Genomic DNA, 23024 nt, shown 5'->3' on the forward strand with positions numbered 1-23024 from the left:
CGATGAGTTCCACTATTCCTTCACTGGCCGATCGCGACGGCAAGATCTGGATGGATGGCCAGATGGTCGAGTGGCGCGATGCCAGGATCCATGTGCTCACCCATACGCTGCACTACGGTTGCGGCGCGTTCGAGGGTGTGCGCGCCTACGACGCCGAGGGCGGCACCGCGATCTTCCGGCTGCAGGACCACACCCAGCGCCTGTTCAACAGCGCCAAGATCCTGCGCATGGACATCCCGTTCAGCATGGAGCAGGTCAACGAGGCGCAGCGCGCGGTCGTCAAGGCCAACCAGCTCGCCTCCTGCTACCTGCGCCCGCTGGTGTGGATAGGTGACAAAAAGCTCGGCGTCTCGCCCAAGGGCAACACCATCCACGTGATGGTCGCAGCCTGGGCCTGGGGTGCCTACCTGGGCGAAGAGGGCATGAAGCGCGGCATCCGCGTCAAGACCAGCAGCTACACGCGCCACCACGTGAACATCACCATGACGCAGGCCAAGACGGTGAGCAACTACACCAACTCCATCCTGGCCAACATGGAAGCCACCGACGACGGTTACGACGAAGCCGTGCTGCTGGACAGCGCCGGTTTCGTGAGCGAAGGCTCGGGCGAAAACGTCTACATCGTCAAGGACGGCGTGGTGTACACGCCTGATCTCTCCGCCGGCGCACTGAACGGCATCACGCGCAAGACGGTGCTGCAGGTCTGCAAGGATCTGGGCATAGAAGTGGTGCAAAAGCGCATCACTCGCGACGAGTGCTACATCGCCGATGAAATGTTCTTCAGCGGCACCGCGGCCGAGATAACCCCGATCCGCGAATACGACCGGCTGCAGATCGGCAGCGGCTCGCGCGGCCCGGTGACAGAAAAAATCCAGACCGCCTTCTTTGACATCGTGGGCGGGCGCAACCCCCGCTACGCCCATTGGCTCACCAGGGTCTGAGCATGGCGCACACCGTTGTCGAACTGCTCGCCAAGGACCTGGATGGCAATGGCGGCATCTTCTGCCCCAGCGCCAAGGCGGACATGAAGCTGTGGAACAGCCATCCGCGCGTGTTCCTCGAAATCGCCCGCCAGCATGAGGCCCGCTGCCCGTATTGCAGCACGGTCTACCGCCTGAAAGAGGGCGAAGTGGTCAAGGGCGGGCATTGAAGCGCTGCTGCCTGCACGGGCCCCGTGCCGGCGGCACAGACAGGCCATGCGCGGGCACTTGCCCGGCCGCTTTCCACAAGCTCCATGCCAACGCTCACGGTCGCCGTCCTGGCACTCAATGAGGCACGCTGCATCGCCCGCTGCCTGCGCAGTGCGGCGTTCGCCGATCAGCTGCTGGTGGTCGATGGCGGCAGCACGGATGCCACGGTCGCCATCGCGCGCTCGCTGGGCGCGCAGGTGCACTGCCATCCGGATTGGCAAGGCTTTGCCGTGCAGCGCAACCGGCTGATCGCGCACGCCAGCAGCGACTACATTTTTTTCCTCGACGCCGACGAAACCATGTCGCCCGCGTTTGCCGCGGAGCTGCAGGCCATCGTGGCCAGCGGGGAGCGCGCGGTGTTCAGCATCCGCTGGCGCCTGATGGCCTTCGGGCACGAGCTGCGGTATTTTCGCGCCGACACGCGGGTGGAGCGCCTGTTCCGGCGCGACCAGTTACGGGAATTTGTCGGCGTGGTGCACGAGCAGGCGGTGCTCAGTGAGCCCGAGGTGCCGCGTCGCCTGATACGCGAACGCCTGTGGCACGAAACGCGCCCGACGGTGCGCATCTCGCTCGAGAAACTGACGCAGTACGCGCTGCTGGGCGCCGCCAAGCGGGCCGGCGGCAGCGCCCGGGGCGGCGTGCTGCGCGGCCTGGCGGCAGGCAGCTGGATGTTTGCGCGCATGTACCTGGGGCGCGGCGGCTTTTTGTGCGGCGGCGCCGGTTTTCTCTACTGCTGGTTTCTGGCGCTGGAGGCGTTCTTCCGCTACGCGGCGCTGTACTACGACCGCAACGCGTTGACGGCGGAGGTCATGCGTTGAGCCAGGGCGTGGAACGCCGGGCCGCGCAGCTGACGACTGCCGGCGTGTTCCTGGTGCCGGCCCTGGCACTGCTGTTTCCGTCGGGCTACTCGGTCGGCACGGTGCTGCTGTTGCTCGCCAGCCTGCTGAACATCGGCGCATGGCACCGCTGCCGGCCGTCGCGCGAGATGCGCTGGTGGATGGCCTGCGTGGTCTGCATGGGGCTGCTCTGGGCCGTGGACATCAATGCCGCCCGAGGCTGGGCGAGCGCCGATCGACCGGCCAAGTACCTGCTCGTTCTGCCCTGTATTGTGCAGCTGTGTCTGTGCCCGCCGCGCGCCGGCGTGCTGCGGCTGGGCGTGGCGGCAGGCGCCATCGGGGGCGGAGCTGTGGCGCTGTTTCAGAACCTGGTGGAGCGCAGTCCGCGCGCGGACGGCTTCCTGAACGCGATCCAGTTCGGCGATCTGAGCATGCTGCTGGGCTGCATGTGCGCGCTGTGGCTGGCGCTCGGTGACCCGCACTGGAAATGGCAGACCCGGTCGCTGCTGGCGGCCGCCGCCTGCCTTGGGGTGCTGGGATCAGTGTTGTCGCTGGCACGCGGCGGCTGGCTGGCCGGCGTGCTGTCCTTGCCCCTGTGGCTGTGGCTGCTGGCGCGCGGGCACAGCCACCGCCGGGTGTGGCAGGCGCTGGCGGCGTTGAGCCTCATGGGCCTGATGATCGGCTGGTACCAGGGGCCCGAAGTGGCGCAGCGCTGGAGCATCGCGATCCAGGAGGGCGATGCCTATCGCGAAGGCGTCCCCGCGACGATCAATACCTCATCGGGCCAGCGCCTGGAGCAATGGCGGCTGGCGCTGGAGATGGGCCGGGATCGACCCTGGCTGGGATGGCGCGGGCAGTACACCGTCGAGAAAGCCCGGCGGGTGCAGGCGGGTGAGGCGGATCCCACCGTGCTTCGGTTTGACCATGCGCACAACGAAATACTGGACATGTTTGCCAAGCGGGGCGTGGTCGGTGTGAGCGTACTGCTGCTTTTCTACCTGGTGCCCTTGCTGGTGTTCTGGCCCAGACGCCCGGATTCACTGACGGGCGAGCAGGAAACCTTTGCCCTGCGCCTGGCCGGCCTGGCCATACCCGTGCTGTACATCGGCTTCGGCCTGACCCAGGTCTTTTTTGCGCACAACAGCGGCAATCTGTTTTACCTGCTCATGGTGACCATGTTCATGGTGGCGCTGCAGCAGCGCCAAGCTGCCGGTATCAGCGCACCGGCGGCAGGCTGATCCGGGCCAGCTCTGCCACCAGCTGGTGCATGAGCTCGGCTGCCGGCAGTGCACGCACGGCCCCCACCCCCTGCCCCGCCCACAAGGCCATGCCGTCGGCGTCGCCAGCCTTCGCGGCGGCGCGGCGCACCGGGCCCATGAGCGCGTTCTGGATCGGGTAGGGCGGCAACTGAGTTGCCAGCGGATCGAGCGCGTGCATCGTGGCGTTGACGATGCCGCGCGCCCAGCGGCCCGAGAAAACGCGGGTCAGGCGCGTATCGCTGCCCTGGGCGCTGGCCAGTGCCGCGCGCCACGCCGGGGCGATCGATGATTCCGGGCAGGCCAGAAAGGCCGTGCCCATCTGCGCCGCCTGCGCGCCCAGCGCCAGCGCCCCGGCGATACCACGCCCGTCCATGATGCCGCCTGCGGCGATCACCGGGATGGAAAGCGCATCGACGCACGCCGGCACGAGGGCCAGCGTGCCGATCTGGCTTTCTTCCCAAGGGCTCAGGAAGGTGCCACGGTGCCCACCGCCCTCGATGCCGCTGGCCACCACTGCATCGGCACCCGCGTTCTGCCAGGCCAGGGCCTCTTGCACCGTCGTCGCCGTGCCCTGGACCATGCAGCCCACACGATGCAGGCGCTCGATCTGCTCGCCGCTCAGGATGCCGAAGGTGAAACTGGCGACTGCGGGGCGCAGCTCCAGCAGGGTTTCGAACTGCACCTCAAAGTCTTCGCACCATTTTTTGGGGGGCTCAAGCGGCAGGTCAAATCTGGCGTAAAGCGGCGCCAACTGTGCGAGTGCAGCTTCTACTACCAGAGCATCCGGCGCAGGTGTCTGCAGCACGAAGAGGTTCATGGCGAACGGTTTGTCCGTTGCCGCGCGCACGGCAGCAGCCGCTTCGCGCATGGCATCCGGTGAGCGCGCGCCGCAGCCCAGCGAACCCAGCCCGCCGGCTTGCGAGACGGCAGCCGCGAGTTGCGGTGTGTCCGAGCCCGTCATGGGTGCCTGGATGATGGGGTGCTGCAGGCCCAGGCGTTGCAGCAGTGCGGAGGGTTGGGTCATGGGTCTGAGGCAGAAACGCTGCCGTGTGCGATGATTTCCGCCTTCATCTTACGGCGCTGCCGCATCGCGACGCTGCGCCCGACCCTTGCTCCATGCCCGTTCCTGTCGCTGCCCCTGCCGTCTCGCCCTGGTCTGAGCGCCCCTGGGCGGTGGCACTGGCGGGGCTGTTGGCACTGGCGGTGGCCATGGGTGTCGGGCGCTTTGCGTTCACGCCGCTGCTGCCCATGATGTTGCACGACAAGGTGGTGACCATCGCGCAGGGCAGCTGGCTGGCAACCGCCAACTACATCGGCTATCTGGTGGGCGCCCTGGTGTGCACCGCCGTGCCGTGGCTGCTGCCGCAGCTGTACCGGCGCTGGGGGCCGGCGCCGTTTGCCCATGCCGGGCTTGCCGCCACGGTGGTGCTGACGCTGGCGATGGCGCTGCCCATTCCGGCGCTGTGGCCGACGCTGCGCTTTCTGGCGGGCGTGGCGAGCGCGTTCGTTCTGCTCAACGTGGCGGCCTGGTGCATGGTGCGTCTGGCGCTGCAGGGGCGCGCTGCCATGGGCGGGCTGATCTTTGCCGGGCCGGGCCTGGGGATAGTGCTCAGCGGTCTGGCGGCCAGCGCCATGGTGGCGGTCCAGTGGCGGGCGACCGCTGGCTGGGTGGTGTTTGGCGTGCTCGCCTTGCTCTGGTATCTGCCGATCTGGCCGGTGATGCGCGGCCTCGCCAACGCGACGGGCGCGGCGCAACCGGTGAGCGCCACGGCAGCCCCCGCGTCGGCCGCGGCACCGGTGCTGGCGCGTGCGCTGCACGGCCTGGGCTACGGCCTGGCGGGGTTGGGCTACATCGTCACCGCGACCTTTTTGCCGGTGATTGCGCGCATGGCGCTGGAGCCCGGTTCGCCCTGGCCGGACTTGTTCTGGCCCATTTTCGGCGTCGGTGCCACCTTCGGCGTTGTGCTCAGCACGCGCTCGCCGGAGCACTGGGACCGGCGCTGGCTGCTTGTCGCCTGCTACGCGGTGCAGGCGAGCGGGATCATCGTCGGTCTGCTGTTGCCGACGGTGGCGGGCTTTGCCATGGGCAGCCTGCTGCTGGGGCTGCCGTTTCTCGCGCTGGTGTCCTATGCGATGCAGGTCGCGCGCAGGCTCTGGCCCGAGGCTGCTGACAGTTTCATGAGCCTGATCACCGTGGTCTATGGCGTGGGCCAGATCATCGGCCCGCCGATCACCGCCTGGCTGCTGGCGGTCCATGGGCAGCAGCGTGGCTTCACGCTGGGGCTCACGTTTGCGGCATCGGCACTGGTGCTGGGCGCCCTGATTTATGCCGGGTCGGCGCTGCGCTGGAGGCGCATGCCATGAGCCAGCTCGCGCGCCACGATGATCCGATCGCTGCCATCGCGACCGCGCCGGGGCGTGGCGCAGTCGGCATCGTGCGGGTTTCCGGGCACGGCCTTGCGCCCTTTGTGCAGGCGCTGCTGGGGCAGGCGCTGCGACCGCGCGAGGCGCATTACCTGCCCTTTGCCGATGCGGCGGGGGACGCGATCGACCGCGGGCTTGCACTGTGGTTCCCCGCGCCGCACAGCTACACGGGCGAGGACGTGCTGGAGTTGCAGGCGCATGGCGGTCCGGTGGTGCTGCAACTGCTGCTGGCGCGTTGCATGGAGGTGGCGGGCGCGGCATTGCCACGCTTGCGCCTGGCCGAGGCGGGCGAGTTCACCGAGCGCGCCTTTCTCAACGACAAGATGGATCTGGCGCAGGCCGAGGCGGTGGCCGATCTGATCGACGCCAGCACCGAGGGTGCGGCGCGCAGCGCGGCGCGCTCGCTTTCGGGTGCGTTCTCGGGCGAGGTGCAGTTGCTGCGCGATGCGCTCGTGCACTTGCGCATGCTGGTGGAGGCGACGCTGGATTTTCCTGAAGAAGAAATCGACTTCCTGCGCAAGGCAGACGCGCGCGGACAGCTATTGAATTTGCAGAATCGAGTGGCGACAGTGCTCGGACACGCTCGCCAGGGCGCGTTGCTGCGCGAGGGCATCACGGTGGTGATTGCCGGCCAGCCCAATGTCGGCAAGAGCTCTCTGCTCAACGCCCTGGCCGGCGCCGAACTGGCCATCGTCACGCCGATTGCCGGCACCACGCGCGACACCGTGCGCCAGACCATACAGATCGAGGGCGTGCCGCTGCATGTGATCGACACCGCAGGCCTGCGCGAGAGCGCGGATGCGGTCGAGCGCATCGGCATAGAGCGCGCCTGGGAGCAGATTGCGCGCGCCGATGCCGTGCTTTTCCTGCACGACCTGACGCGCTGCGGCGATGGCGCCTACCTGGCCGCGGATGCGCAGATTGCGGCGGCGCTGGCGCAGCGGCTGACGCCTGCGGTGCCGCGGATCGACGTATGGAACAAGAGCGACGCCGCCCCTGGTGCAGCGCCGCCCGGCGCGCACGGAGAGCAGGCACTCACCCTTTCGGCGCAGACGGGGCAGGGCTTGGCGGCGTTGCGCCAGCGGCTGCTGCGCACCGTGGGCTGGGAGGCGCTTGCCGAAGGGGTCTACATGGCGCGCGAGCGGCATCTGCAGGCGCTCAGGGCCGTGCGAAACCATCTGGAGCAAGCGGCCGCCCGGCTGGATGCGCCCGAGCCGGCGCTGGACCTGCTGGCCGAGGAGCTGCGCCTGGCTCAGGGGGCACTGGGAGCGATCACCGGGGAATTCACGGCCGACGACCTGCTGGGCAGCATTTTTTCGCAGTTCTGCATTGGCAAGTGAGGACGTCGCAGCCAGGCGACGGACATGCATCCAGGTGTAAGCGGCGCACTGACGCGCTTGCATATCCCCGGCTTGCAAGGTAAGTTGCGCAGCCATGGCGACTGCGCACTACCCCGGCTCCGCATCCAACACTCTGGATGGCCTGATGGCGGCGATCCGCCAGTCACCGGAAGACGACGCGCTGGGAACCGCCTTCAGCGCGCAGCAGTGGGCCATCCTCGCGCCCTACCTGCAGCCCATGGACCTGGCGGCCAACCAGGTCCTGTTTGATCAGGGCAGCAGCGACCGCTCGCTGTATCTGGTGGAAAGCGGCTCGCTCAGCGTGCACTACCAGGACGCCAAGCAGCGCGTGCGCCTTGCGATCGTGGGCGGCGGCTCGGTGGTGGGCGAAGGGGCGTTTTTCTCGCACCGCCCGCGCAGTGCCACGGTACAGGCCAATGGCGCCTGCCGGCTCTGGGGCCTCACGCCACTGCGCTTTGCGGAACTGTCCAACCGGCAACCGGCAGTCGCGCTGGCCTTGGCGATGATGGTGGGTGCGGTGCTGGCCAAGCGGCTGGCCAACCGGCGCATGCGCGTGGCAGCGACCTGAGCGGGCGAGAGCCTCAGCCGGGGTTTTGCGCGTTAAACTGCAGCGCAACCATTGGTATCACCGGAGTGAAGCATGTCGCTGCTGAGTTGGCTTTTTCCTCCCAAATCCAAACCTGTCACAGCCAGCGCCGGATCCGCAGCGCAGGCCGCGGCCGCCGAGTCCGCCAAGGGCGAGCGGACACAGCGGCGCGAGCATCTCTACCTGGCGGTACGCGATGCGATGGTGCGCTCGGGGGTGCTTTCTTCGGGCTACAAGTTCAAGGTGCTGTCGCTGGACCCGGATGGGCGCCAGTTCCTGGTGATGATCGACATTGCGCCCGGCTATGGCGCCGATACCGCCCGTCAGGCGGAGATGGAAGCCCTGCTCACCCAGACCGCGCGCGCGCGCTTTCACGTCGAGGTGGCCGCGGTCTACTGGCGCGTGAGCGCGGCGCTCGGCGGCCCGGACAAACCGGCCGTTGCAGTGGCGCCGGCCGCCGCCGTGGCAAAGCCGGCAGCCACGCCGGTGCCGCCCCAGGTGGCAACGCCGCCGGTCGTGGCGCCAGCGCCGCAGGCGAAATCGGATTTCGAGCCCATCGCACCCGACGAGGTCGAGGCCTTCCAGAAAGCCTTGCAACAGGCCGCGGCGCCCAAGCCTGCCGTGGCACAGCCGCCACTGCGCCGACCGGCGCAGGAGGCATCGGACAACAACGGTTTTGCCGACACCATGATCGTCGACGATGATGGCCAGACCCCGCGTCTGGGGGCGACGCAGTACGGCGCGCTGCGCTGAACCGGCCCGGTTCAGAGCCCGCTGAAATCCACCAGCGTATAGAGCTGCAATCCGGCGGCGCGCAGCCGCTCGGAGCCGCCCAGCTCCGGCAGATCGACGATCGCAACCCCTTCGGTGACGGTGGCGCCCAGCTTTTCCAGCAGCTTCTTGCCGGCCATCATGGTGCCGCCGGTGGCAATCAGGTCGTCCACCAGCAGCACGCGGTCGCCGCCGCGCACCGCATCGGCATGCAGCTCCACGGTGGCGCTACCGTACTCCAGCTCGTAGGTTTCCTGCACCGTGGTGAACGGCAGCTTGCCCTTCTTGCGGATCGGCACGAACCCCAGGCCCAGCTCGTAGGCCAGTACCGAGCCGATGATGAAGCCGCGCGCATCCAGCCCGGCCACCACGTCGGGGCGCATGCTTTTGTCCATGTAACGGTGCACAAAGGTGTCGATCAGTACGCGAAACACCCGCGGGTCCTGCAGCAGCGGCGTGATGTCGCGAAACTGCACGCCCGGCGCGGGCCAGTCGGGCACGGTGCGGATGTGCGAGCGCAGGTAATCGGTGATGGCGGGTGTGGGCATGGAGGTGGTGCAGATCGGAGTGATGGCGGCATCCTACCCGCGCAGCAGGCTTTCCTCGGCCAGCCCGAGCGCCGTCGGATGGCCGCTGAGCACCAGGGTGTCGCCGCCGGTCAGCGCTTGCTCGTCCTGCGCGCCGCTGGTTCTGCCATTGGCGCGGCGCACCGCGACGAGCTGCACGCCCATGGGCGCAAGGCGCAGTGCGGCCGGGCTCTGGCCCAGCGCCGCGGCGCCCTCAGGCAGGGTGATGGAGGCCAATCGCTCCTGATCGCGCTCGGTCGGTGTCTCGTCCAGCCCGTGAAAATAGTTGCGCAGCAGCCCGTAGCGGGCATTGCGCTGCTCCTGCAGCAGGCGCACGACGCGGCGCAGCGGTACGCCGACCAGCGCCAGCGCATGGCCGGCCAGCACCAGGGAGCCTTCGATGGCCTCGGGCACCACTTCGGCGGCGCCAGCGACACGCAGTTCCTCCAGGTGCGTGTCGTCCTGCGTGCGCACGATCACCGGCACCTGCGGTGCTTCGTTGCGCAGGTGCACCAGCACCTTGAGCGCCACTGGCACCTCGTGCGTCGTCACCACCACCGCGGCGGCGCGCGAGAGGCCCGCCGCGCGCAGCGCCTGAGTGCGCGTGGCGTCGCCGAACACCACCGAATTGCCGGCGGCGGCAGCCTGGCGCACGCGGTCCGGGTCCAGATCGAGCGCCAGGTAGGCGATGCCCTCCAGCTCCAGCAGCCGCGCCAGGTTCTGGCCGCAGCGGCCGTAGCCGCAGATCACGATGTGGCCGCTGGTGTTGATTGCCCGGCGCGCGATCTGCGTCACCTGCAGCGATTGCTGCATCCAGTCGCTGGCCACCAGCCGGCTGACAATCTGCGGGCTGTACTGGATCAGGAAGGGCGTGGCCAGCATCGACAGCACCATGGCCGCCAGCACCGGGTTCATGAGGCGCGGCTCTATCAACTGGTGCGTCTGCATCAGCGCCAGCAGCACGAAGCCGAATTCGCCCGCCTGCGCCGCGTACAGCCCGGTGCGCAGCGCCACGCCAGCCGATGCGCCGCGCGCATGGGCCAGGCCGAAGATGATCGCCGCCTTGAGCAGAAGCGGCGCCAGCAGCAGCAGGCCCACCAGCGCCCAGTGCTCCACCAGGATATGCCAGTCCAGCATCATCCCGACGGTGATGAAGAACAGGCCCAGCAGTACATCGTGAAACGGCCGGATGTCGGCGCCCACCTGGTGGTGGTAAGGCGTTTCGGAGACCAGTACGCCGGCGATGAAGGCACCCAGCGCCAGCGAGAGACCGGCCAGCTCGGTCAGCCAGGCCAGACCCAGCGTGATCAGCAGCAGATTGAGCATGAACAGCTCTTCACTCTTGCGCCGTGCCACCAGCGTCAGCCACCAGCGCATCACGCGCTGCCCGCCGATGAGCAGCACGCTCACCAGCACCACCGCCTTGACCAGCGCCAGCGCCAGCGCCGTCAGCAACTGCTCGGGCGAGGAGCCCAGCGCCGGAATCAGCACCAGCATGGGCACCACGGCCAGGTCCTGGAACAGCAGAATGCCCATGACGCGCCGGCCGTGCTCGGTGTCCACCTCGGCGCGTTCGGTCAACAGCTTCACCACGATGGCGGTGCTGCTCATCGCCAGCGTGCCGGCCAGGGCCAGCGCGGTCTGCCAGTCCATCTCCCAGACGCCGCCGAGCCAGCGCGAGAGCAGCAGCAGCCCGCCCATGAATGCCAGCACGCTGCCCAGCACCTGCATCAAGCCCAGGCCGAAGACCAGCCGGCGCATGGCACGCAGCTTGGGCAGGCTGAACTCCAGGCCGATGGTGAACATCAGGAACACCACGCCGAACTCGCCCAGGTGGCGCACGCCCTCGGAATTGAGCGCCAGCGCCAGCGCGTGCGGCCCGATCAGGATGCCGGCGGCGAGGTAGCCCATCATCGGCGGCAGGCGCAGCAGCCGGCAGGCCACCACGCCCAGCACGGCAGCCAGCAGGTACAGCAGAGTCAGCGCCAGCGACGACATCGCATGATGGTAGAGCCAGCGCCCCGGGTTTGGGGCCCGCGCCGATAGAATTTGTCCATGGTTTCTGCACAAGACGCACCGCGCACCGACGACGACCGCATCCTGCGCCTGGGGCGCGAGGCCTGCCACATCGAAGCGGTCGCGCTGGACCGCATGGGCGAGCGGCTTGGCGCAGCCTTCACGCAGGCGGTGCACCGCATCCTTGCGACACGCGGGCGAGTAGTCGTCATGGGCATGGGCAAAAGCGGGCATGTGGGGCGCAAGATCGCCGCCACGCTGGCCTCCACCGGCACGCCGGCGTTCTTCGTGCATCCGGCCGAGGCCAGCCACGGCGATCTCGGCATGGTCACGCACGAGGATCTGGTGCTGGCCCTGTCCAACAGCGGCGAGAGCCACGAGATCACCGCCCTGCTGCCGGCGCTCAGGCGCCTGGGCGTGCCCGTGGTGGCGCTGACCGGCGCACCCGCATCGACGCTGGCGGCCCATGCCGACCTGGTGCTCGATTGCAGCGTGGAGCGCGAAGCCTGCCCGCTCAACCTCGCACCCACCGCCAGCACCACGGCGCAGATCGCCATGGGCGATGCGTTGGCCGTGGCGCTGCTGGACGCGCGCGGCTTTCGCCCCGAGGACTTTGCGCGCTCGCACCCGGGCGGCGCTCTGGGGCGGCGCCTGCTCACGCTGGTGCGCGACGTGATGCGCAGCGGCGCCGATGTGCCGCGCGTGCCACCGGACGCCAGTTTCAGCACGCTGATGCGCGAAATGAGCGCCAAGGGCGTGGGCGCGGCCGCGGTGGTGGACGCCCGAGGGCGCCTGCAAGGCATCTTCACCGATGGCGACCTGCGTCGGCGCATCGAAGCCGGGACCGACGTGCTGAAGATGACGGCCGGCGAGCTGATGCACCCCGGCCCGCGCACCATGGCCGCCGAGGCCCTCGCCGCCGATGCCGCGCAGCTCATGGAGCAGCACCGCATCACCAGCGTGCTCGTGACCGATAGCGCCGGCGTGCTGACCGGCATCGTACACATCGGCGACCTGATGCGTGCCAAGGTGATCTGATGGTCGCGCCACTGCCTCCGCTGTTGCCAGCCTTGCAATGGGCGCCGGAACTGCTGCTGCAGGCCCAGGGCGTGCGCGCCGTGCTGCTGGACGTGGATGGCGTGCTGACCGACGGCGGGCTGTATTTTTCCGGCGAAGGCGAGGTGCTCAAGCGCTTTGATTCGCTCGATGGTCACGGCATCAAGCTGCTGCAGCAGGCGGGTCTGCAGGTCATGGTGGTCAGTGGCCGTGATTCGCCCGCCTTGCGCCTGCGCCTTGCGGCGCTGGGAGTCCAGCGCCTGCGCCTGGGAACGGAAGACAAGCTGCCGGCAGCGCAGGGCCTGCTGGCCGAGCTGGGTCTGGGCTTCGAAGCGCTTGCCGTCATGGGCGACGACTGGCCCGATCTGCCCTTGCTGCGCCGCGCGCGCCTGGCCTGTGCGCCGGCGCAGGCCCATGCCGAAGTGCGCGCCGTGGCCCACCATGTCACGCGCGCCGCAGGCGGGCATGGCGCGGTGCGCGAGCTTTGTGATCTGCTGCTGGTCGCGTCGGGCCGGTATGCGCAGCTGCTGGCGCGCGCCTCATGAGCGCAAGATCCTGGGGGCGCACCTGGGGACACGCTTGGGAGCGCGCCACGCTCTACCTGCCGGTGGCGCTGATGGGGCTGCTGGCACTGGGCACCTGGTGGCTGGTGCGCAACGCGCCGCAACTGCAGGCGCCCCAGCCGCCGGTGGCGCCGGCGCATGAGCCGGATTACTTCATGCGCGACTTTTCGGTCAAATCGTTCGACGCCAATGGCCGCCTGCAAAGCGAGGTACGCGGGCGGCTGGCACAGCATTTCCCGGATACCGACACGCTGGAGATCGAGCAGGCCGACATCCGCTCGACCGATGCCCAGGGCCGGGTGATGACGGCGACGGCCAGGCGCGCCATTACCAATGCCGATGGCTCCGAGGTGCAGCTGCTGGGCGATGCGGTGGTGCAGCGCGTCACGCCGGCGACCGCGGGCCAGAGCACGCCGCCCGTGCTGCGCCTGCAAGGGCAGCATCTGCGGGCCTGGGTGAACAGTGAACGCGTGCAATCCGACCAGCCCGTGGTGCTCACCCAGGGCAACGACAGCGTCACGGCCGACACGCTGGACTACGACAACAAGGCCGGGCTGGTGACCATGACGGGCAATGTGCGCGGCGTGGTGCAGCCAGCGCGCAGCCGACGCTGATGGCGCCGCCGCTTGTCTTCATTACCGGCGCCTCCAGCGGCATTGGCCAGGCGCTGGCCCGCCGCTATCTGCGTGCAGGCTGGCGCGCAGCACTGCTTGCCCGCCGTGTGGATATGGTCAAAGCATGGCTTGACGCAGACAGGATAAGCGCTGAAAGCTATGAAATTTATGGTGCCGACATCCGCGACTTGGCACAGATCGCTGCCGCTGCCAACGCCTGTCTCGAACGCCAGGGTCTGCCGGATGTGGTGCTGGCCAATGCGGGCATCAGCCTGGGCATTGCGCCGGGCGATGCGCAGGATCTCGCGGTGCTGCAGCGCACGCTGGCCACCAACGTCACCGGGCTGGCGGCGACCTTCCAGCCCTTCATCGGCCCGATGGTGGCGCGAGGCAGCGGTCGGCTGGTCGGGATTGCCAGCGTTGCCGGCGCACGCGGGTTGCCCGGCCACGGTGCCTACTGCGCGAGCAAGGCCGCCGTCATCAGCTACTGCGAGAGCGTGCGCAGCGAATTGCGCGGCAGCGGAGTCAGCGTGCTCACGCTGTGCCCCGGCTTTGTCGCCACGCCGCTGACCGCGCGCAATCGCTATCCCATGCCCTTCATGCTGTCGGCCGAAGCATTTGCCGAACGGGCCGAGCGTGCCATCGCCGGCCACGCGAGCTATCGCGTGATCCCCTGGCAGATGGCGATCGTGGCGCGCCTGCTGCCGCTGCTGCCCAATGCGGTGTTCGACCGCCTGATGGCAGGTCGCCCGCGCAAGCGCCGGGACGGCGAGTAAGGTTCGAACAACTCCGGACAACAAAAAAGCTCCCGAAGGAGCTTTTTCATGGGTTTGCCGGTAGATCAGTACCCGCCGTTGCCGCCATCGTAGCCACCACGGCCACCGCCGTCGTAGCCGCCACGACCGCCACCACCACCGCGACCACCGCCGCCGTAGGGGCTGCGGAAACCGCCGCCGCCGCCACCTTCACCGCGGCCACCACCGTAGCCGCCGCCACCGCTGCGGCCACCGCCGCCGCCATAGCCACCGGAACGCGGCGGACGCGGCTCCATCGGACGCGCTTCGTTGACGACCAGGCTGCGCCCGCCCAGGGGCTGGCCATTCATGCCGTTGATGGCTTGCTGCGCTTCGGCGTCGCTGCCCATTTCGACAAAGCCGAAACCCTTGGAACGGCCGGTGTCGCGCTCCATCATGACCTTGGCGCTGGTGACCGTGCCGAATTGCCCGAAGGCCTGCTGCAGATCTTCATCGCGCACTTGGTACGGCAGGTTGCCGACGTACAGTTTGTTGCCCATGAAATGGGACTCCCTAATTAACAAAAAAATGGAACCACGGAGTCCCGAAACCGCCAACAGTGAATCACCTAAGAAGCCCTATGCGCGAAAACTGACGGATCACCGTAACCTACTTGATGGACGCACGCCCACCAATACGGTACTGTTCTTGAATTTCGGCGGCGACGCAAGCGTTTTTTGCGCGGCAGTGGTGCAATTTGCAACAATAACTTTATAAAAACGCAAGCAAACCCGCATTCACCCGATGTCCGACACCGATTCCGCCACGCAGGCCCTGCAGCAATTCGACGCCGTGGTCGCCGCCACGCCGGGCATGCGCGCGCGCAGCGGCCAGCGGCGCATGGCCGAGGAGGTGGCGCGCACCTTTGCCCGCGCACAGCTGGCGCGGGACGGCGCGCCGGCCGATGGCGACGAGCCCCGACGCGCCATCGCGGTGATCGAGGCCGGCACCGGCACCGGCAAGTCGCTCGCCTACGCCGTCCCTGCCATCCAGATCGCGCTGGCACGCGGCACGCGGGTGCTGATCGCCACCGCCACCGTGGCGCTGCAGGAGCAACTGGTGCACAAGGACTTGCCGGCGCTGGCCGCCGCCATGCCCGAGCCCTTCAGCTTTGCCCTGGCCAAGGGCCGCGCACGCTATGTTTGCAAGCTCAAGCTCGAACGCCTGGCGGGCGATGCACCCACTGATGACGAGGACCTGTTTCCCGAAGACCCCCTGAGCGCGGCCGAACAGGAAAGCGCCGAGGCACGCAGCGCGTTCTACACGCGACTGGCGGACGACCTCGCCACCGGGCTGTGGGATGGCGACCGCGACCAGCTTGCCACGCCGCCCGATCCGCAGCTCTGGGCGCCAGTGGCGGCCGTGGCGCACACCTGCGCCGGGCGACACTGCCCGCTGTTTTCCACCTGCACCTATTTCGAGCGCCGCCGCGAGCTGGTGGCTGCGCAGGTGATCGTCGCCAATCACGATTTGCTGCTGTCCTCGATCGGCGCGCGGCTGTTGCCGGACCTGGACAACTGCCTGCTGGTGATCGACGAGGCGCACCACCTGCCCAAGACGGCACTGTCGCAGTTCGCCTGCGAGATGGACCTGTCGCGCCTGGCGTGGCTCGCGCAACTGGCCAGCCGCGCGCTGCGCGTGGGCACGCAGGTCGAGGTGAAGAACGAGGTGGACGTGGCCGCGAGCAGCACGCGATTGCGCGTGGCGCTGCAGGATGCCGAGCGCCTCATCATCGACCTGTACGGCGCGCCCTTGCGCGCGGCCATTGCACGCGCGCCGGGGCAACTGGCCAGCCACCGCGAACGCGTGCCCGATGGACGTTTGCCGCAGCCCCTGACCGACGCGCTGGCGCAGGTGCTGCAACACGCGGGCGAGCTGCTGCAAGGCCTGCGCGCCATAGCCGACGCGCTGCGCGAGCACATGCGCGAAGAACCGCACGAGGCGCGCCGCCTGTCGCAGCTCTACGCCCAGGTGGGACAGCTCGCGCCGCGTCTGGAGGCGATTCACGCCACCAGCGCGCTGCTGTTGCAGGAGCCTGCCGAGGGCAACGCGCCCGCGGCCAAGTGGTTCACGCTGGCTAGCACCGGCGACGCGGTGGTGGTGCGCGCGCACGCCAGCCCGGTGCTGCCGGGCGCGGCGCTGGCCGCGCACCTGTGGCAGCGCGTGCGCGCTGCGGTGCTGACGTCTGCCACGCTCACGGGTTGTGGCGACTTTGACTTCTTCCTGCGCGAGGCCGGCCTGCATGGCGACGCGGCCGTGACCACGCTGCAGGTTGCCAGCCCGTTTGACTACGCGGCGCAGGGCACGCTGGTGGCCGCCAGCACGCAGGCCGCGCCGCGCGAGATGGCAGCGTTCACGCGCCAGATGATCGCGGCGTTGCTCACCGATCTGGCCACGGTGACCAGCGGCGCGCTGGTGCTCTTTACCTCGCGCGAGCAAATGCGCCAGGCGGTGGAGCTGCTGCCGGGCAGCCTGCGCGCCGCCGTGCTGGTGCAGGGGCGCCTGCCGCGCCTCAAATTGCTGGCGCAGCACCGCGAGCGCGTCGCCCAGGGGCAGGTGTCGATCATCTTCGGCCTGCAATCGTTTGCCGAGGGCATGGACCTGCCGGGCGCGCTGTGCGAATCGCTGTTCATCACCAAGCTGCCGTTTGCGCCGCCCGACGAGCCGGTGGATGAAGCGCGCGCCGAATGGCTGCGCGCCAGCGGCGGCGATCCGTTCATGAACCTCGTGGTGCCCGCCACCGCGATGCGCCTGGCGCAGTGGGTGGGGCGCGCGATACGCAGCGAGGACGACCACGCGCGCGTGGTCTGCTACGACAAGCGGCTCTTGCAGACCGGCTACGGGCGGCGCCTGCTGCGCGGGCTGCCCGCCTTCACGCTGCAAGAACGCGCGCCGCTGGCCACGCCTGCAACCTGAAGCCAGCGGTGACAATGGGGCGATGCCCGCGCACCGCCCCGTTCTGCCCGCCTGCCTGTTGAACGTCGCCTTACTGCTGGGCTGCGCCAGCTCCGCGCCCACCGACCGCGGCACGGTGCGCGAGGCGCCCATGCAGCAGGGCGAATTGGTGCAATCCGAGCTCAACCGCGCGGCCACGCTCGCCATGCGCGACAACCTGCAAAGCCTGCTGCTGCTCGCCGACAAGCTTTACAAGCGCAACCCCGTGCAGTGGCGCGCAGGCGGCTTTGCCAGCCGCGCGCAGGCACTGGCGCGAGTCACTGCGGCGCTGGAGAGCAGCGAACCCTGGCCGCCTTTGCAGGGGCGGCGCGATATCGCGGCCATGGCCTGGGCGATGTCGCCCGAGTTCAGCGGCGATCGGGTGGCGGCGCTGGTGCTCGCCACCGCCGACATGCTGGTCACCGCGCATGGCGGCAAGACCAGCTTCCACTTGCTCGACAACCTCGATCCGCAGCGCCTGTACAACGCCGCGCGCAATGTCGAAACCGCCGCCTGGATCCTCGCGCAGCGCCGCGACAGCCGGGGCGAGCCGCTGCTGCTGGCGGACGCCATCGCGCAGGATGCTCCGCGCAACCTGAGCTTTGAGCGCGAATTCGGCAAGATCATCGCGCGCCTGGACCTGCTGGCCGAGCTCGGCGACGAGCGCCACCGCCGTGCCGCCATCAGCTACGTGCAGGGCATCCTGGGCGCTGGTTTACTACAATTTTTGCCGGTCCGATAAAGCACTGGCGCGCGCTTCAGCCCTTTTTCTTCAAAATGCCGTAGATCACCAGCAACACCACGGCACCGATCACCGAGGCAATCCAGCCTGCAGACTGGCCCGCCTGGTACCAGCCCATGGCCTGGCCCGCATAGGTCGCGGCGAACGAACCGGCGACGCCCAGCACCGCCGTCATGATCCAGCCCAGCTTGTCGTCGCCCGGCTTGATCGCGCGCGCGATGAAACCGACGATCAGACCCACGAGGGCCGTTCCCAGAATGCTCAACATGGCAAGTCCTTGCGATTGGTTGCTTGAAAGTGACCGGGGTATTTTCGCCTTGGCGCGAGGCAAGGCGATGGCAGTGAATGTGAAACATTGCGCCGCGTGCGCGATACTCGCGCCGCTGCGGGTTTGCACCAGTAGAAATTGTATGCACTTTTGCACACAATAAATACTCGCGTGCGCCCATCCGTCGCGCAAAATTCCATCCATCTGACTGCCATTTTGGACGCTTCTGCCATGCCCATTGATCCCCGCAAACGCCTTCTTCTCCGACTCGCCGCGCTGGGCGCGGTCTCGCCGCTGGCCCTGAGCGCCTGCGGCCAGAAGGAGGAAGCCTCTGCCGCTGCCCCCACCGCTGCTCCTGCGTCGGCCCCCGCCAAGGCCGAGCCGCTCAAGGCCGCCTGGATCTACGTCGGCCCGGTCGGCAGCGCCGGCTGGAGCTTCGAGCACGACCTGGGCCGCAAAGATGTCCAGGCCGCGCTCGGTGATCGCGTGCAGACCAGCTTCGTCGAAAACGTGCCCGAGGGCGCCGACACCGAGCGCGTGCTGCGCGATCTGATCAGCCAGGGCAACACCATGCTGTTCGGCACCAGCTTCGGCTTCATGGAGGCCATGGTCAAGGTGGCTCCTGACTTCCCCGACCTGCGTTTCGAGCACGCCACCGGCTACAAGACCGGCCCCAACCTCAACGTCTACGACTCGCGCTTTTATCAGCCGGTGTACCTGGCCGGCATGATCGCCGCGGGCATGAGCAAGACCGACGTGCTCGGCTATGTCGGCTCGGTGCCGATTCCCGAGGTGCTGCGCAACATCAACGCCTTCACGCTGGGCGCGCAAAGCGTCAAGCCCGACATCAAGGTGCGCGTGGTGTTCATCAACGGTTGGTTCGACCCGCCCAAGGAAACCGAGGCGGCCAATTCCCTGCTCAACGGCGGCGCCGACGTGCTGCTGCAAAACACCGACTCCCCGGCCGTGATCCAGGCGGCCGCGCAGGCGGGCAAGCTGGCCTTCGGTTGGGATTCGGACATGAGCGAGATCGGCGGCAAGGCGCACCTGGGTTCGGTCGTCGTCGATTGGGGGCCCTACTACAAAAAGACCATAGGCGCGGCGCTCGACGGCACCTGGAAGGGTGGCCAGACCACGCGCTGGGGCATGCCCGAAGGGCAGAACCTGCTGATCAAGCTGTCCGATCAGATCCCCGCAGACCTCAAGGCCAGGGTCGAGAAGGCCGAGGCCGGCATCAAGGATCGCAGTTTTGACGTCTTCACCGGCCCCATCGTCGATCGTGACGGTAAGGAGCGCTTAGCCGTCGGCGTGCGTGCCGATGACGACTGGATGGGTGCGATCAATTTCTTCGTTCCGGGCATCGAGGGACAGATTCCCAGCCCGACTTGACACCCGCACGTGAGCGAGGTGGGTAGTGAAAGGAGCTTGATATGCAGATTGAATCCGTCGTCTGGGACGAGTGGTACCCGGTTGCGATCGCCGACGACGTCGCGCCCAATCGCACGTATCACACCCAACTGCTTGGCCACGCCATCGAATACAGGCGCGACGCGGCGGGGCAATTCAGCGCCTGGCGCGCCGATAGCGAGCGCCAGCCCTGCGAGACGCTCACGCGCTACCACGCGCACTGGGTCTCGCTGGGCCATCCGCGCCACGCGCTCTTCGCCCTGCCCGAATTCGAGGAGGCCGACCGGCGCATCGTCGGCGCAGGCTCGATGAACGTGCATGTTTCGGGGCTGCGCGCGGTCGAGAATTTCCTGGATATGGCGCACTTTCCGTACGTGCACCACGGCTACCTCGGCGCCGAGCCTTACACTGACGTCGAGCCCTACGATGTCACGCTGGAGAATGGCGAAATCTTCGCGCGCAACTGCCGTTTTTTCCAGCCGCGCGGCGCCGCGACCGCTGCGGGCAGCGGCTCGGACACCGACTACATCTATCGCGTGGTCCAACCCTACACCGCGTTTCTCTACAAGACCTCGCACGGCCGCCCGGGCCGCATGGACGTGATCGGCCTGCTGGTGCAACCGCTGACCGAGGAATGGTGCCGTGCCCATACGCTGCTGGCTTATGTGGATGAAGGCACTTCCGATGAAGGCCTGCGGCTGTTCCAGCAAACCATCTTCGGCCAGGACTTGATGCTGCTGAGCAACGAAATTCCGAAGAAGATGCCGCTGGATTCACGCTTCGAGATCCCGGTCAAGGCCGATGCGATGTCCATGGCCTACCGCCGCTGGCTCGATCAGCGCGGCGTGCAGTACGGCACCTTTCGCGAACTGGCGTCGCATGCGCTGCCCTCGCCCGACCGGGCGGCGCCGCAGGGAGCCGTGGCATGAGCGCTCCGCAATGGTTTCCCGTCGCCTGCGCGCACGACCTGGCCGAGCGCCATGTCTTTGCCGGCGAACTGCAAGGGGTGGAGCTCGCCATCTGGCGTGATGACGACGGCTGCGTCAATGTCTGGGACAACCGCTGCTGCCACCGCGGCGCACGTCTGTCCATGGGCGTGAACACCGGCCACCGCGTGCGCTGCCAGTACCACGGCTGGCAATACCGCAGCGGCGACGGCCAGTGCATCGTGCTGCCCGCAGCCTCGCAGACGCCGCCGCCCACCAGCGTTTGCGCCCACACCTTTGCCACGCAGGAGGCGCATGGCCTGGTCTGGATGCACTGGCTGGCGCCTGCCGGTGTGCCGCTGGCGTTGACGCTGCAGGATTGGCTGATCGCTCCGCCCGCCGCCGGACAGACGCAGCAGGCGCTGCAGAGCTTCGTCCTGCATGCCGACGCTGAGACCGTGCGCGGGCAGCTTGCGCGCTATCGCGACTGCGACCCCGGCCTGGTACAGGCGCAGCTGCGCAGCCAAGAAAGCGCGCACGCGCTGGCGCTGTCCTGGAGCGAAGCAGGCGCGGCGCACACGCTCTTCTTTTTGCTGCAACCGGCACGCGCCGACAAGACCATCGTGCATGCGGTGCTGCAGTGCCCCGAAGGCCTGGCGATCGCCCCCTGGCAGCTGCGCCACCAGAAGGCGATGCAGCGCCTGCGCGGCCGCTTGATCGCCGAGGGCTGTGTGAGCGCCTACCCGACAAGCTCGGCCGACGAGCAGTACATGCTGCCGCCCGAGCGGCCCAAGGAGCGCCTGCGCGCCGATGAACGCTTGATCAAGGTGCGCGTGGCGCGTGTGCTGGACACCGCCGAGGAGATCCGCGCCTTCGAACTCGAACCCGTCGCCAGCGGCGAGCAAGGGGCGCTGGCCGATTTCATTCCCGGCGCGCATATCGACGTCAAGACGCCCTCGGGCATGCTGCGCCAGTACTCCATCGCCAGCTCGCCCGGCGAGGTCAGCGCCCAGGCAGCGCACGGCTGGCGCGGCGTGACCATAGGCGTCAAGCGCGAGCCCGCTTCGCGTGGCGGCTCGGCCTCCATGCATGCGCAGCTCAAGGCGGGCGACCTGCTGGAGGTCTCGCGGCCGAAGAACCACTTTCGCCTCGCCAACAGCGGCGGCGCGCTGTTTCTCGCGGCCGGCATCGGCATCACGCCCATCCTCTCGATGGCGGCGCAGATGGCCGCCACCGGGCGCGACTACCGTCTGCATTACTTTGCCCGCAGCCAGGCCCATGTGGCGTTTGGCGAGCGCCTGCAGGTGCTCGGCCACGCCGAGCTGCACCTGGGGCTGTCCCCGGCGGCAACGGGAGAGACGATTGCCCGGCTGCTGCAGGCGATGGACCCGGGCATGGATGTCTACGTTTGCGGCCCGCGCGCCTTTCTTGATGCCATCGTCGCAGCGGCCGCCGCGGCGGGGCTGGCGGCGAATCGCGTGCATTTCGAACTCTTTTCCAACACCGTCTCGCACCAGAACGACCAGCCCTTCAAGGTGCGCCTGGCCAAAAGTGACCGCGAGCTTGAGGTGCCGGTGGGTCAAAGCCTGGCCGAGGTGCTCAACGCCAACGGCGTGCCGGTCGAGCTCTCGTGCGAGCAAGGCGTGTGCGGCACCTGCATGGTCACGGTACTCGAAGGCCAGCCCGAGCACCGTGATGTCTATCTCAGCGAGGACGAAAAGCGCGCCGGCCACTGCATGCAGGCCTGCGTCTCGCGCAGCGCCTCAGGGCTGCTGGTGCTCGATCTGTGACGCGGGAATGACACCATGATCACCCTCTACGACTACGAACTTTCGGGCAACTGCTACAAGATTCGCCTGTTTTTGGACATCCTCGGTCAGCCCTACGAGAAGCGGCCGGTGGAGTTTTTCCCCAGCCTGGAGCACAAGAGCGAAGCCATGCTCGCCCTCAACCCGCTGGGCCAGTTGCCGTTTCTCGACGACGACGGCTACCTGATCCGCGACGCCCAGGCCATCCTGACCTATCTGGCCACGCGCTACGCGCCGGGCAGCCATTGGTACCCGGTGCAGGACGCGCGCCGCCTGGGTGAGGTCTGCCAATGGCTGGCCTTCGCCAACGAGCTCACCGCCACCTCATCGGCGGCGCGGCTGCAGCAAGTGTTCGGCTTTGACATCGACGCGGACAAGGCGCGGCGTGGCGCCTACCAGCTGTTTCGCATTCTGGACGAGCATCTGTGGCTTTCCGAATGCAACGAAGGCGGCTGGGTCTGCAGCGGCGCACAGCCGACGATCGCCGATATCGCCTGCTTCCCCTACGTGATCCTCGCACCCGAAGGCGGCCTGAGCCTGACGGACTTTCCGGCGCTCAGGCGCTGGACCGATCGCGTCAAACGCATCCCCGGCTTCACCGTGATGTCGGGCGTGTTCCCGGCCTCGCCCTCGCGCAGCGCCGTGCCGACCGAGCATGGCGCGATCCTGATGTGATTGCCGCGCAATTTCAATAATGAGAGCTGCCAGCGCTTGTTTGACGGGAGCTGGAGGCCTATTTGGCTTGAAATTCATGGCGCAAACCGGGGCTTGCGTCGGCCTTGACTAAAATTGGCAGCGTCTTCAAGGAGCGTTGCAGCGGGCCGCCACGGCCCGTCAGGCTTGAAGGCGACGATCAGCTTGCAACGGCGCTCACCTGTCTTTTCGCCCTGTGCAGGTGAGCCT

The 23024-nt window shown here is 68.0% G+C and carries 23 protein-coding genes and 1 riboswitch; of the genes, 18 read left to right on the top strand and 5 right to left on the bottom strand.

What is annotated here, in order from left to right; all coding sequences use genetic code 11:
- The first annotated feature begins 2 nt into the window (after positions 1 to 2).
- The 4 genes from ABS45_RS03990 to ABS45_RS04005 all read left to right on the top strand — a co-directional run bounded on the left by ABS45_RS03990 (position 3) and on the right by ABS45_RS04005 (position 3264).
- Positions 3 to 941 carry a branched-chain amino acid transaminase gene (locus ABS45_RS03990; protein WP_291553252.1) on the top strand — a complete coding sequence of 313 codons (939 nt, stop codon included), beginning with the start codon at positions 3 to 5 and terminating at the stop codon, positions 939 to 941.
- Between the two features lie 2 nt (positions 942 to 943).
- The gene (locus tag ABS45_RS03995) at positions 944 to 1150 is read left to right on the top strand and encodes a zinc-finger domain-containing protein (RefSeq protein WP_291553255.1); all 207 of its coding nucleotides are present in this window, start codon (positions 944 to 946) and stop codon (positions 1148 to 1150) included.
- A gap of 84 nt (positions 1151 to 1234) precedes the next feature.
- A complete protein-coding gene (locus tag ABS45_RS04000; protein ID WP_291553258.1) occupies positions 1235 to 2008 on the top strand; it encodes a glycosyltransferase family 2 protein in 774 nt (257 codons plus the stop codon).
- An 8-nt stretch (positions 2009 to 2016) separates the two neighbouring features.
- Positions 2017 to 3264, top strand: a complete 1248-nt coding sequence (locus ABS45_RS04005) for an O-antigen ligase family protein (RefSeq protein WP_291553261.1) — start codon at positions 2017 to 2019, stop codon at positions 3262 to 3264.
- Here ABS45_RS04005 and ABS45_RS04010 read toward each other — a convergent pair.
- Positions 3242 to 4309: a nitronate monooxygenase gene (locus tag ABS45_RS04010; protein WP_291553264.1), complete on the bottom strand. Its 1068-nt coding sequence runs from the start codon at positions 4307 to 4309 to the stop codon at positions 3242 to 3244. The two genes, ABS45_RS04005 and ABS45_RS04010, sit on opposite strands and share 23 nt — an antisense overlap.
- A 92-nt stretch (positions 4310 to 4401) precedes the next feature.
- Here ABS45_RS04010 and ABS45_RS04015 point away from each other — a divergent pair, with 92 nt between their 5' ends.
- The 4 genes from ABS45_RS04015 to ABS45_RS04030 all read left to right on the top strand — a co-directional run bounded on the left by ABS45_RS04015 (position 4402) and on the right by ABS45_RS04030 (position 8409).
- Positions 4402 to 5649: a YbfB/YjiJ family MFS transporter gene (locus ABS45_RS04015; RefSeq protein ID WP_291553265.1), complete on the top strand. Its 1248-nt coding sequence runs from the start codon at positions 4402 to 4404 to the stop codon at positions 5647 to 5649.
- Positions 5646 to 7049 (top strand): tRNA uridine-5-carboxymethylaminomethyl(34) synthesis GTPase MnmE, encoded by a 1404-nt coding sequence (mnmE, locus tag ABS45_RS04020; RefSeq protein WP_291553268.1) that lies wholly within the window; start codon positions 5646 to 5648, stop codon positions 7047 to 7049. Before ABS45_RS04015 ends, mnmE begins: the two co-directional genes overlap by 4 nt.
- A 94-nt stretch (positions 7050 to 7143) precedes the next feature.
- Positions 7144 to 7638 carry a cyclic nucleotide-binding domain-containing protein gene (locus tag ABS45_RS04025; RefSeq protein WP_291553270.1) on the top strand — a complete coding sequence of 165 codons (495 nt, stop codon included), beginning with the start codon at positions 7144 to 7146 and terminating at the stop codon, positions 7636 to 7638.
- Between the two features lie 72 nt (positions 7639 to 7710).
- Positions 7711 to 8409: a hypothetical protein gene (locus ABS45_RS04030; protein ID WP_291553273.1), complete on the top strand. Its 699-nt coding sequence runs from the start codon at positions 7711 to 7713 to the stop codon at positions 8407 to 8409.
- Positions 8410 to 8420: 11 nt separating this feature from the next.
- Here ABS45_RS04030 and ABS45_RS04035 read toward each other — a convergent pair whose 3' ends face one another.
- Together ABS45_RS04035 and ABS45_RS04040 are read right to left on the bottom strand one after the other, a co-directional pair.
- The gene (locus ABS45_RS04035) at positions 8421 to 8975 is read right to left on the bottom strand and encodes an adenine phosphoribosyltransferase (protein WP_291553275.1); all 555 of its coding nucleotides are present in this window, start codon (positions 8973 to 8975) and stop codon (positions 8421 to 8423) included.
- A 33-nt stretch (positions 8976 to 9008) separates the two neighbouring features.
- Positions 9009 to 10991: a monovalent cation:proton antiporter-2 (CPA2) family protein gene (locus tag ABS45_RS04040; RefSeq protein WP_291553278.1), complete on the bottom strand. Its 1983-nt coding sequence runs from the start codon at positions 10989 to 10991 to the stop codon at positions 9009 to 9011.
- A 57-nt stretch (positions 10992 to 11048) separates the two neighbouring features.
- On the opposite strand from ABS45_RS04040, the gene ABS45_RS04045 reads away from it, so the two are divergent.
- The 4 genes from ABS45_RS04045 to ABS45_RS04060 are packed head-to-tail and all read left to right on the top strand — an operon-like array spanning position 11049 to position 14018.
- Positions 11049 to 12047, top strand: coding sequence for a KpsF/GutQ family sugar-phosphate isomerase (locus ABS45_RS04045; RefSeq protein WP_291553280.1), 999 nt, complete (start codon positions 11049 to 11051; stop codon positions 12045 to 12047).
- Complete coding sequence (locus ABS45_RS04050) at positions 12047 to 12610, top strand: HAD hydrolase family protein (protein ID WP_291553283.1); 564 nt, start codon at positions 12047 to 12049, stop codon at positions 12608 to 12610. The genes ABS45_RS04045 and ABS45_RS04050 overlap by 1 nt, the downstream gene beginning before the upstream one ends.
- Entirely contained in the window at positions 12607 to 13242 is a 636-nt protein-coding gene (gene lptC / locus ABS45_RS04055; RefSeq protein WP_291553286.1) for an LPS export ABC transporter periplasmic protein LptC, read from the top strand. Before ABS45_RS04050 ends, lptC begins: the two co-directional genes overlap by 4 nt.
- Positions 13242 to 14018 (top strand): SDR family oxidoreductase, encoded by a 777-nt coding sequence (locus ABS45_RS04060; protein ID WP_291553288.1) that lies wholly within the window; start codon positions 13242 to 13244, stop codon positions 14016 to 14018. The genes lptC and ABS45_RS04060 overlap by 1 nt, the downstream gene beginning before the upstream one ends.
- Before the next feature lie 65 nt (positions 14019 to 14083).
- On the opposite strand, the gene ABS45_RS04065 is transcribed toward ABS45_RS04060, so the two are convergent.
- On the bottom strand, positions 14084 to 14536 hold the full coding sequence (locus tag ABS45_RS04065; protein WP_291553291.1) for an RNA-binding protein: 453 nt from the start codon (positions 14534 to 14536) through the stop codon (positions 14084 to 14086).
- Between the two features lie 244 nt (positions 14537 to 14780).
- On the opposite strand from ABS45_RS04065, the gene dinG reads away from it, so the two are divergent.
- Both dinG and ABS45_RS04075 read left to right on the top strand, forming a co-directional pair.
- On the top strand, positions 14781 to 16952 hold the full coding sequence (dinG, locus tag ABS45_RS04070; RefSeq protein ID WP_291553294.1) for an ATP-dependent DNA helicase DinG: 2172 nt from the start codon (positions 14781 to 14783) through the stop codon (positions 16950 to 16952).
- Between the two features lie 22 nt (positions 16953 to 16974).
- Positions 16975 to 17712 (top strand): hypothetical protein, encoded by a 738-nt coding sequence (locus ABS45_RS04075; protein WP_291553297.1) that lies wholly within the window; start codon positions 16975 to 16977, stop codon positions 17710 to 17712.
- A gap of 16 nt (positions 17713 to 17728) precedes the next feature.
- On the opposite strand, the gene ABS45_RS04080 is transcribed toward ABS45_RS04075, so the two are convergent.
- Positions 17729 to 17980, bottom strand: a complete 252-nt coding sequence (locus tag ABS45_RS04080) for a GlsB/YeaQ/YmgE family stress response membrane protein (protein WP_291553300.1) — start codon at positions 17978 to 17980, stop codon at positions 17729 to 17731.
- 231 nt (positions 17981 to 18211) lie between these two features.
- Between ABS45_RS04080 and ABS45_RS04085 the strand changes: the two genes are divergently transcribed.
- From ABS45_RS04085 to ABS45_RS04100, 4 genes are read left to right on the top strand one after another with little or no spacing between them, the layout of a single operon-like run.
- A complete protein-coding gene (locus ABS45_RS04085; RefSeq protein ID WP_291553301.1) occupies positions 18212 to 19369 on the top strand; it encodes a BMP family ABC transporter substrate-binding protein in 1158 nt (385 codons plus the stop codon).
- A 41-nt stretch (positions 19370 to 19410) separates the two neighbouring features.
- Entirely contained in the window at positions 19411 to 20316 is a 906-nt protein-coding gene (locus ABS45_RS04090) for an aromatic ring-hydroxylating dioxygenase subunit alpha (RefSeq protein ID WP_291553303.1), read from the top strand.
- Entirely contained in the window at positions 20313 to 22103 is a 1791-nt protein-coding gene (locus ABS45_RS04095) for a Rieske 2Fe-2S domain-containing protein (RefSeq protein WP_291553304.1), read from the top strand. The genes ABS45_RS04090 and ABS45_RS04095 overlap by 4 nt, the downstream gene beginning before the upstream one ends.
- Before the next feature lie 15 nt (positions 22104 to 22118).
- On the top strand, positions 22119 to 22796 hold the full coding sequence (locus ABS45_RS04100) for a glutathione S-transferase (RefSeq protein WP_291553306.1): 678 nt from the start codon (positions 22119 to 22121) through the stop codon (positions 22794 to 22796).
- 122 nt (positions 22797 to 22918) lie between these two features.
- Positions 22919 to 23000: riboswitch (S-adenosyl-L-homocysteine riboswitch) on the top strand.
- Positions 23001 to 23024 lie beyond the last annotated feature (24 nt).

This window comes from Comamonas sp. SCN 65-56 (assembly GCF_001724135.1).
Lineage (GTDB): Bacteria > Pseudomonadota > Gammaproteobacteria > Burkholderiales > Burkholderiaceae_C > Comamonas_C.

What these genes read in the sequence shown, in the direction of transcription:
- ABS45_RS03990 (WP_291553252.1), top strand. Translation starts at nt 3, where the DNA reads ATGAGTTCCACTATTCCTTCACTGGCCGATCGCGACGGCAAGATCTGG.
- ABS45_RS03995 (WP_291553255.1), top strand. Translation starts at nt 944, where the DNA reads ATGGCGCACACCGTTGTCGAACTGCTCGCCAAGGACCTGGATGGCAAT.
- ABS45_RS04000 (WP_291553258.1), top strand. Translation starts at nt 1,235, where the DNA reads ATGCCAACGCTCACGGTCGCCGTCCTGGCACTCAATGAGGCACGCTGC.
- ABS45_RS04010 (WP_291553264.1), bottom strand. Translation starts at nt 4,309, where the DNA reads ATGACCCAACCCTCCGCACTGCTGCAACGCCTGGGCCTGCAGCACCCC.
- ABS45_RS04015 (WP_291553265.1), top strand. Translation starts at nt 4,402, where the DNA reads ATGCCCGTTCCTGTCGCTGCCCCTGCCGTCTCGCCCTGGTCTGAGCGC.
- mnmE (WP_291553268.1), top strand. Translation starts at nt 5,646, where the DNA reads ATGAGCCAGCTCGCGCGCCACGATGATCCGATCGCTGCCATCGCGACC.
- ABS45_RS04025 (WP_291553270.1), top strand. Translation starts at nt 7,144, where the DNA reads ATGGCGACTGCGCACTACCCCGGCTCCGCATCCAACACTCTGGATGGC.
- ABS45_RS04030 (WP_291553273.1), top strand. Translation starts at nt 7,711, where the DNA reads ATGTCGCTGCTGAGTTGGCTTTTTCCTCCCAAATCCAAACCTGTCACA.
- ABS45_RS04035 (WP_291553275.1), bottom strand. Translation starts at nt 8,975, where the DNA reads ATGCCCACACCCGCCATCACCGATTACCTGCGCTCGCACATCCGCACC.
- ABS45_RS04040 (WP_291553278.1), bottom strand. Translation starts at nt 10,991, where the DNA reads ATGTCGTCGCTGGCGCTGACTCTGCTGTACCTGCTGGCTGCCGTGCTG.
- ABS45_RS04045 (WP_291553280.1), top strand. Translation starts at nt 11,049, where the DNA reads ATGGTTTCTGCACAAGACGCACCGCGCACCGACGACGACCGCATCCTG.
- ABS45_RS04050 (WP_291553283.1), top strand. Translation starts at nt 12,047, where the DNA reads ATGGTCGCGCCACTGCCTCCGCTGTTGCCAGCCTTGCAATGGGCGCCG.
- lptC (WP_291553286.1), top strand. Translation starts at nt 12,607, where the DNA reads ATGAGCGCAAGATCCTGGGGGCGCACCTGGGGACACGCTTGGGAGCGC.
- ABS45_RS04060 (WP_291553288.1), top strand. Translation starts at nt 13,242, where the DNA reads ATGGCGCCGCCGCTTGTCTTCATTACCGGCGCCTCCAGCGGCATTGGC.
- ABS45_RS04065 (WP_291553291.1), bottom strand. Translation starts at nt 14,536, where the DNA reads ATGGGCAACAAACTGTACGTCGGCAACCTGCCGTACCAAGTGCGCGAT.
- dinG (WP_291553294.1), top strand. Translation starts at nt 14,781, where the DNA reads ATGTCCGACACCGATTCCGCCACGCAGGCCCTGCAGCAATTCGACGCC.
- ABS45_RS04075 (WP_291553297.1), top strand. Translation starts at nt 16,975, where the DNA reads ATGCCCGCGCACCGCCCCGTTCTGCCCGCCTGCCTGTTGAACGTCGCC.
- ABS45_RS04080 (WP_291553300.1), bottom strand. Translation starts at nt 17,980, where the DNA reads ATGTTGAGCATTCTGGGAACGGCCCTCGTGGGTCTGATCGTCGGTTTC.
- ABS45_RS04085 (WP_291553301.1), top strand. Translation starts at nt 18,212, where the DNA reads ATGCCCATTGATCCCCGCAAACGCCTTCTTCTCCGACTCGCCGCGCTG.
- ABS45_RS04090 (WP_291553303.1), top strand. Translation starts at nt 19,411, where the DNA reads ATGCAGATTGAATCCGTCGTCTGGGACGAGTGGTACCCGGTTGCGATC.
- ABS45_RS04095 (WP_291553304.1), top strand. Translation starts at nt 20,313, where the DNA reads ATGAGCGCTCCGCAATGGTTTCCCGTCGCCTGCGCGCACGACCTGGCC.
- ABS45_RS04100 (WP_291553306.1), top strand. Translation starts at nt 22,119, where the DNA reads ATGATCACCCTCTACGACTACGAACTTTCGGGCAACTGCTACAAGATT.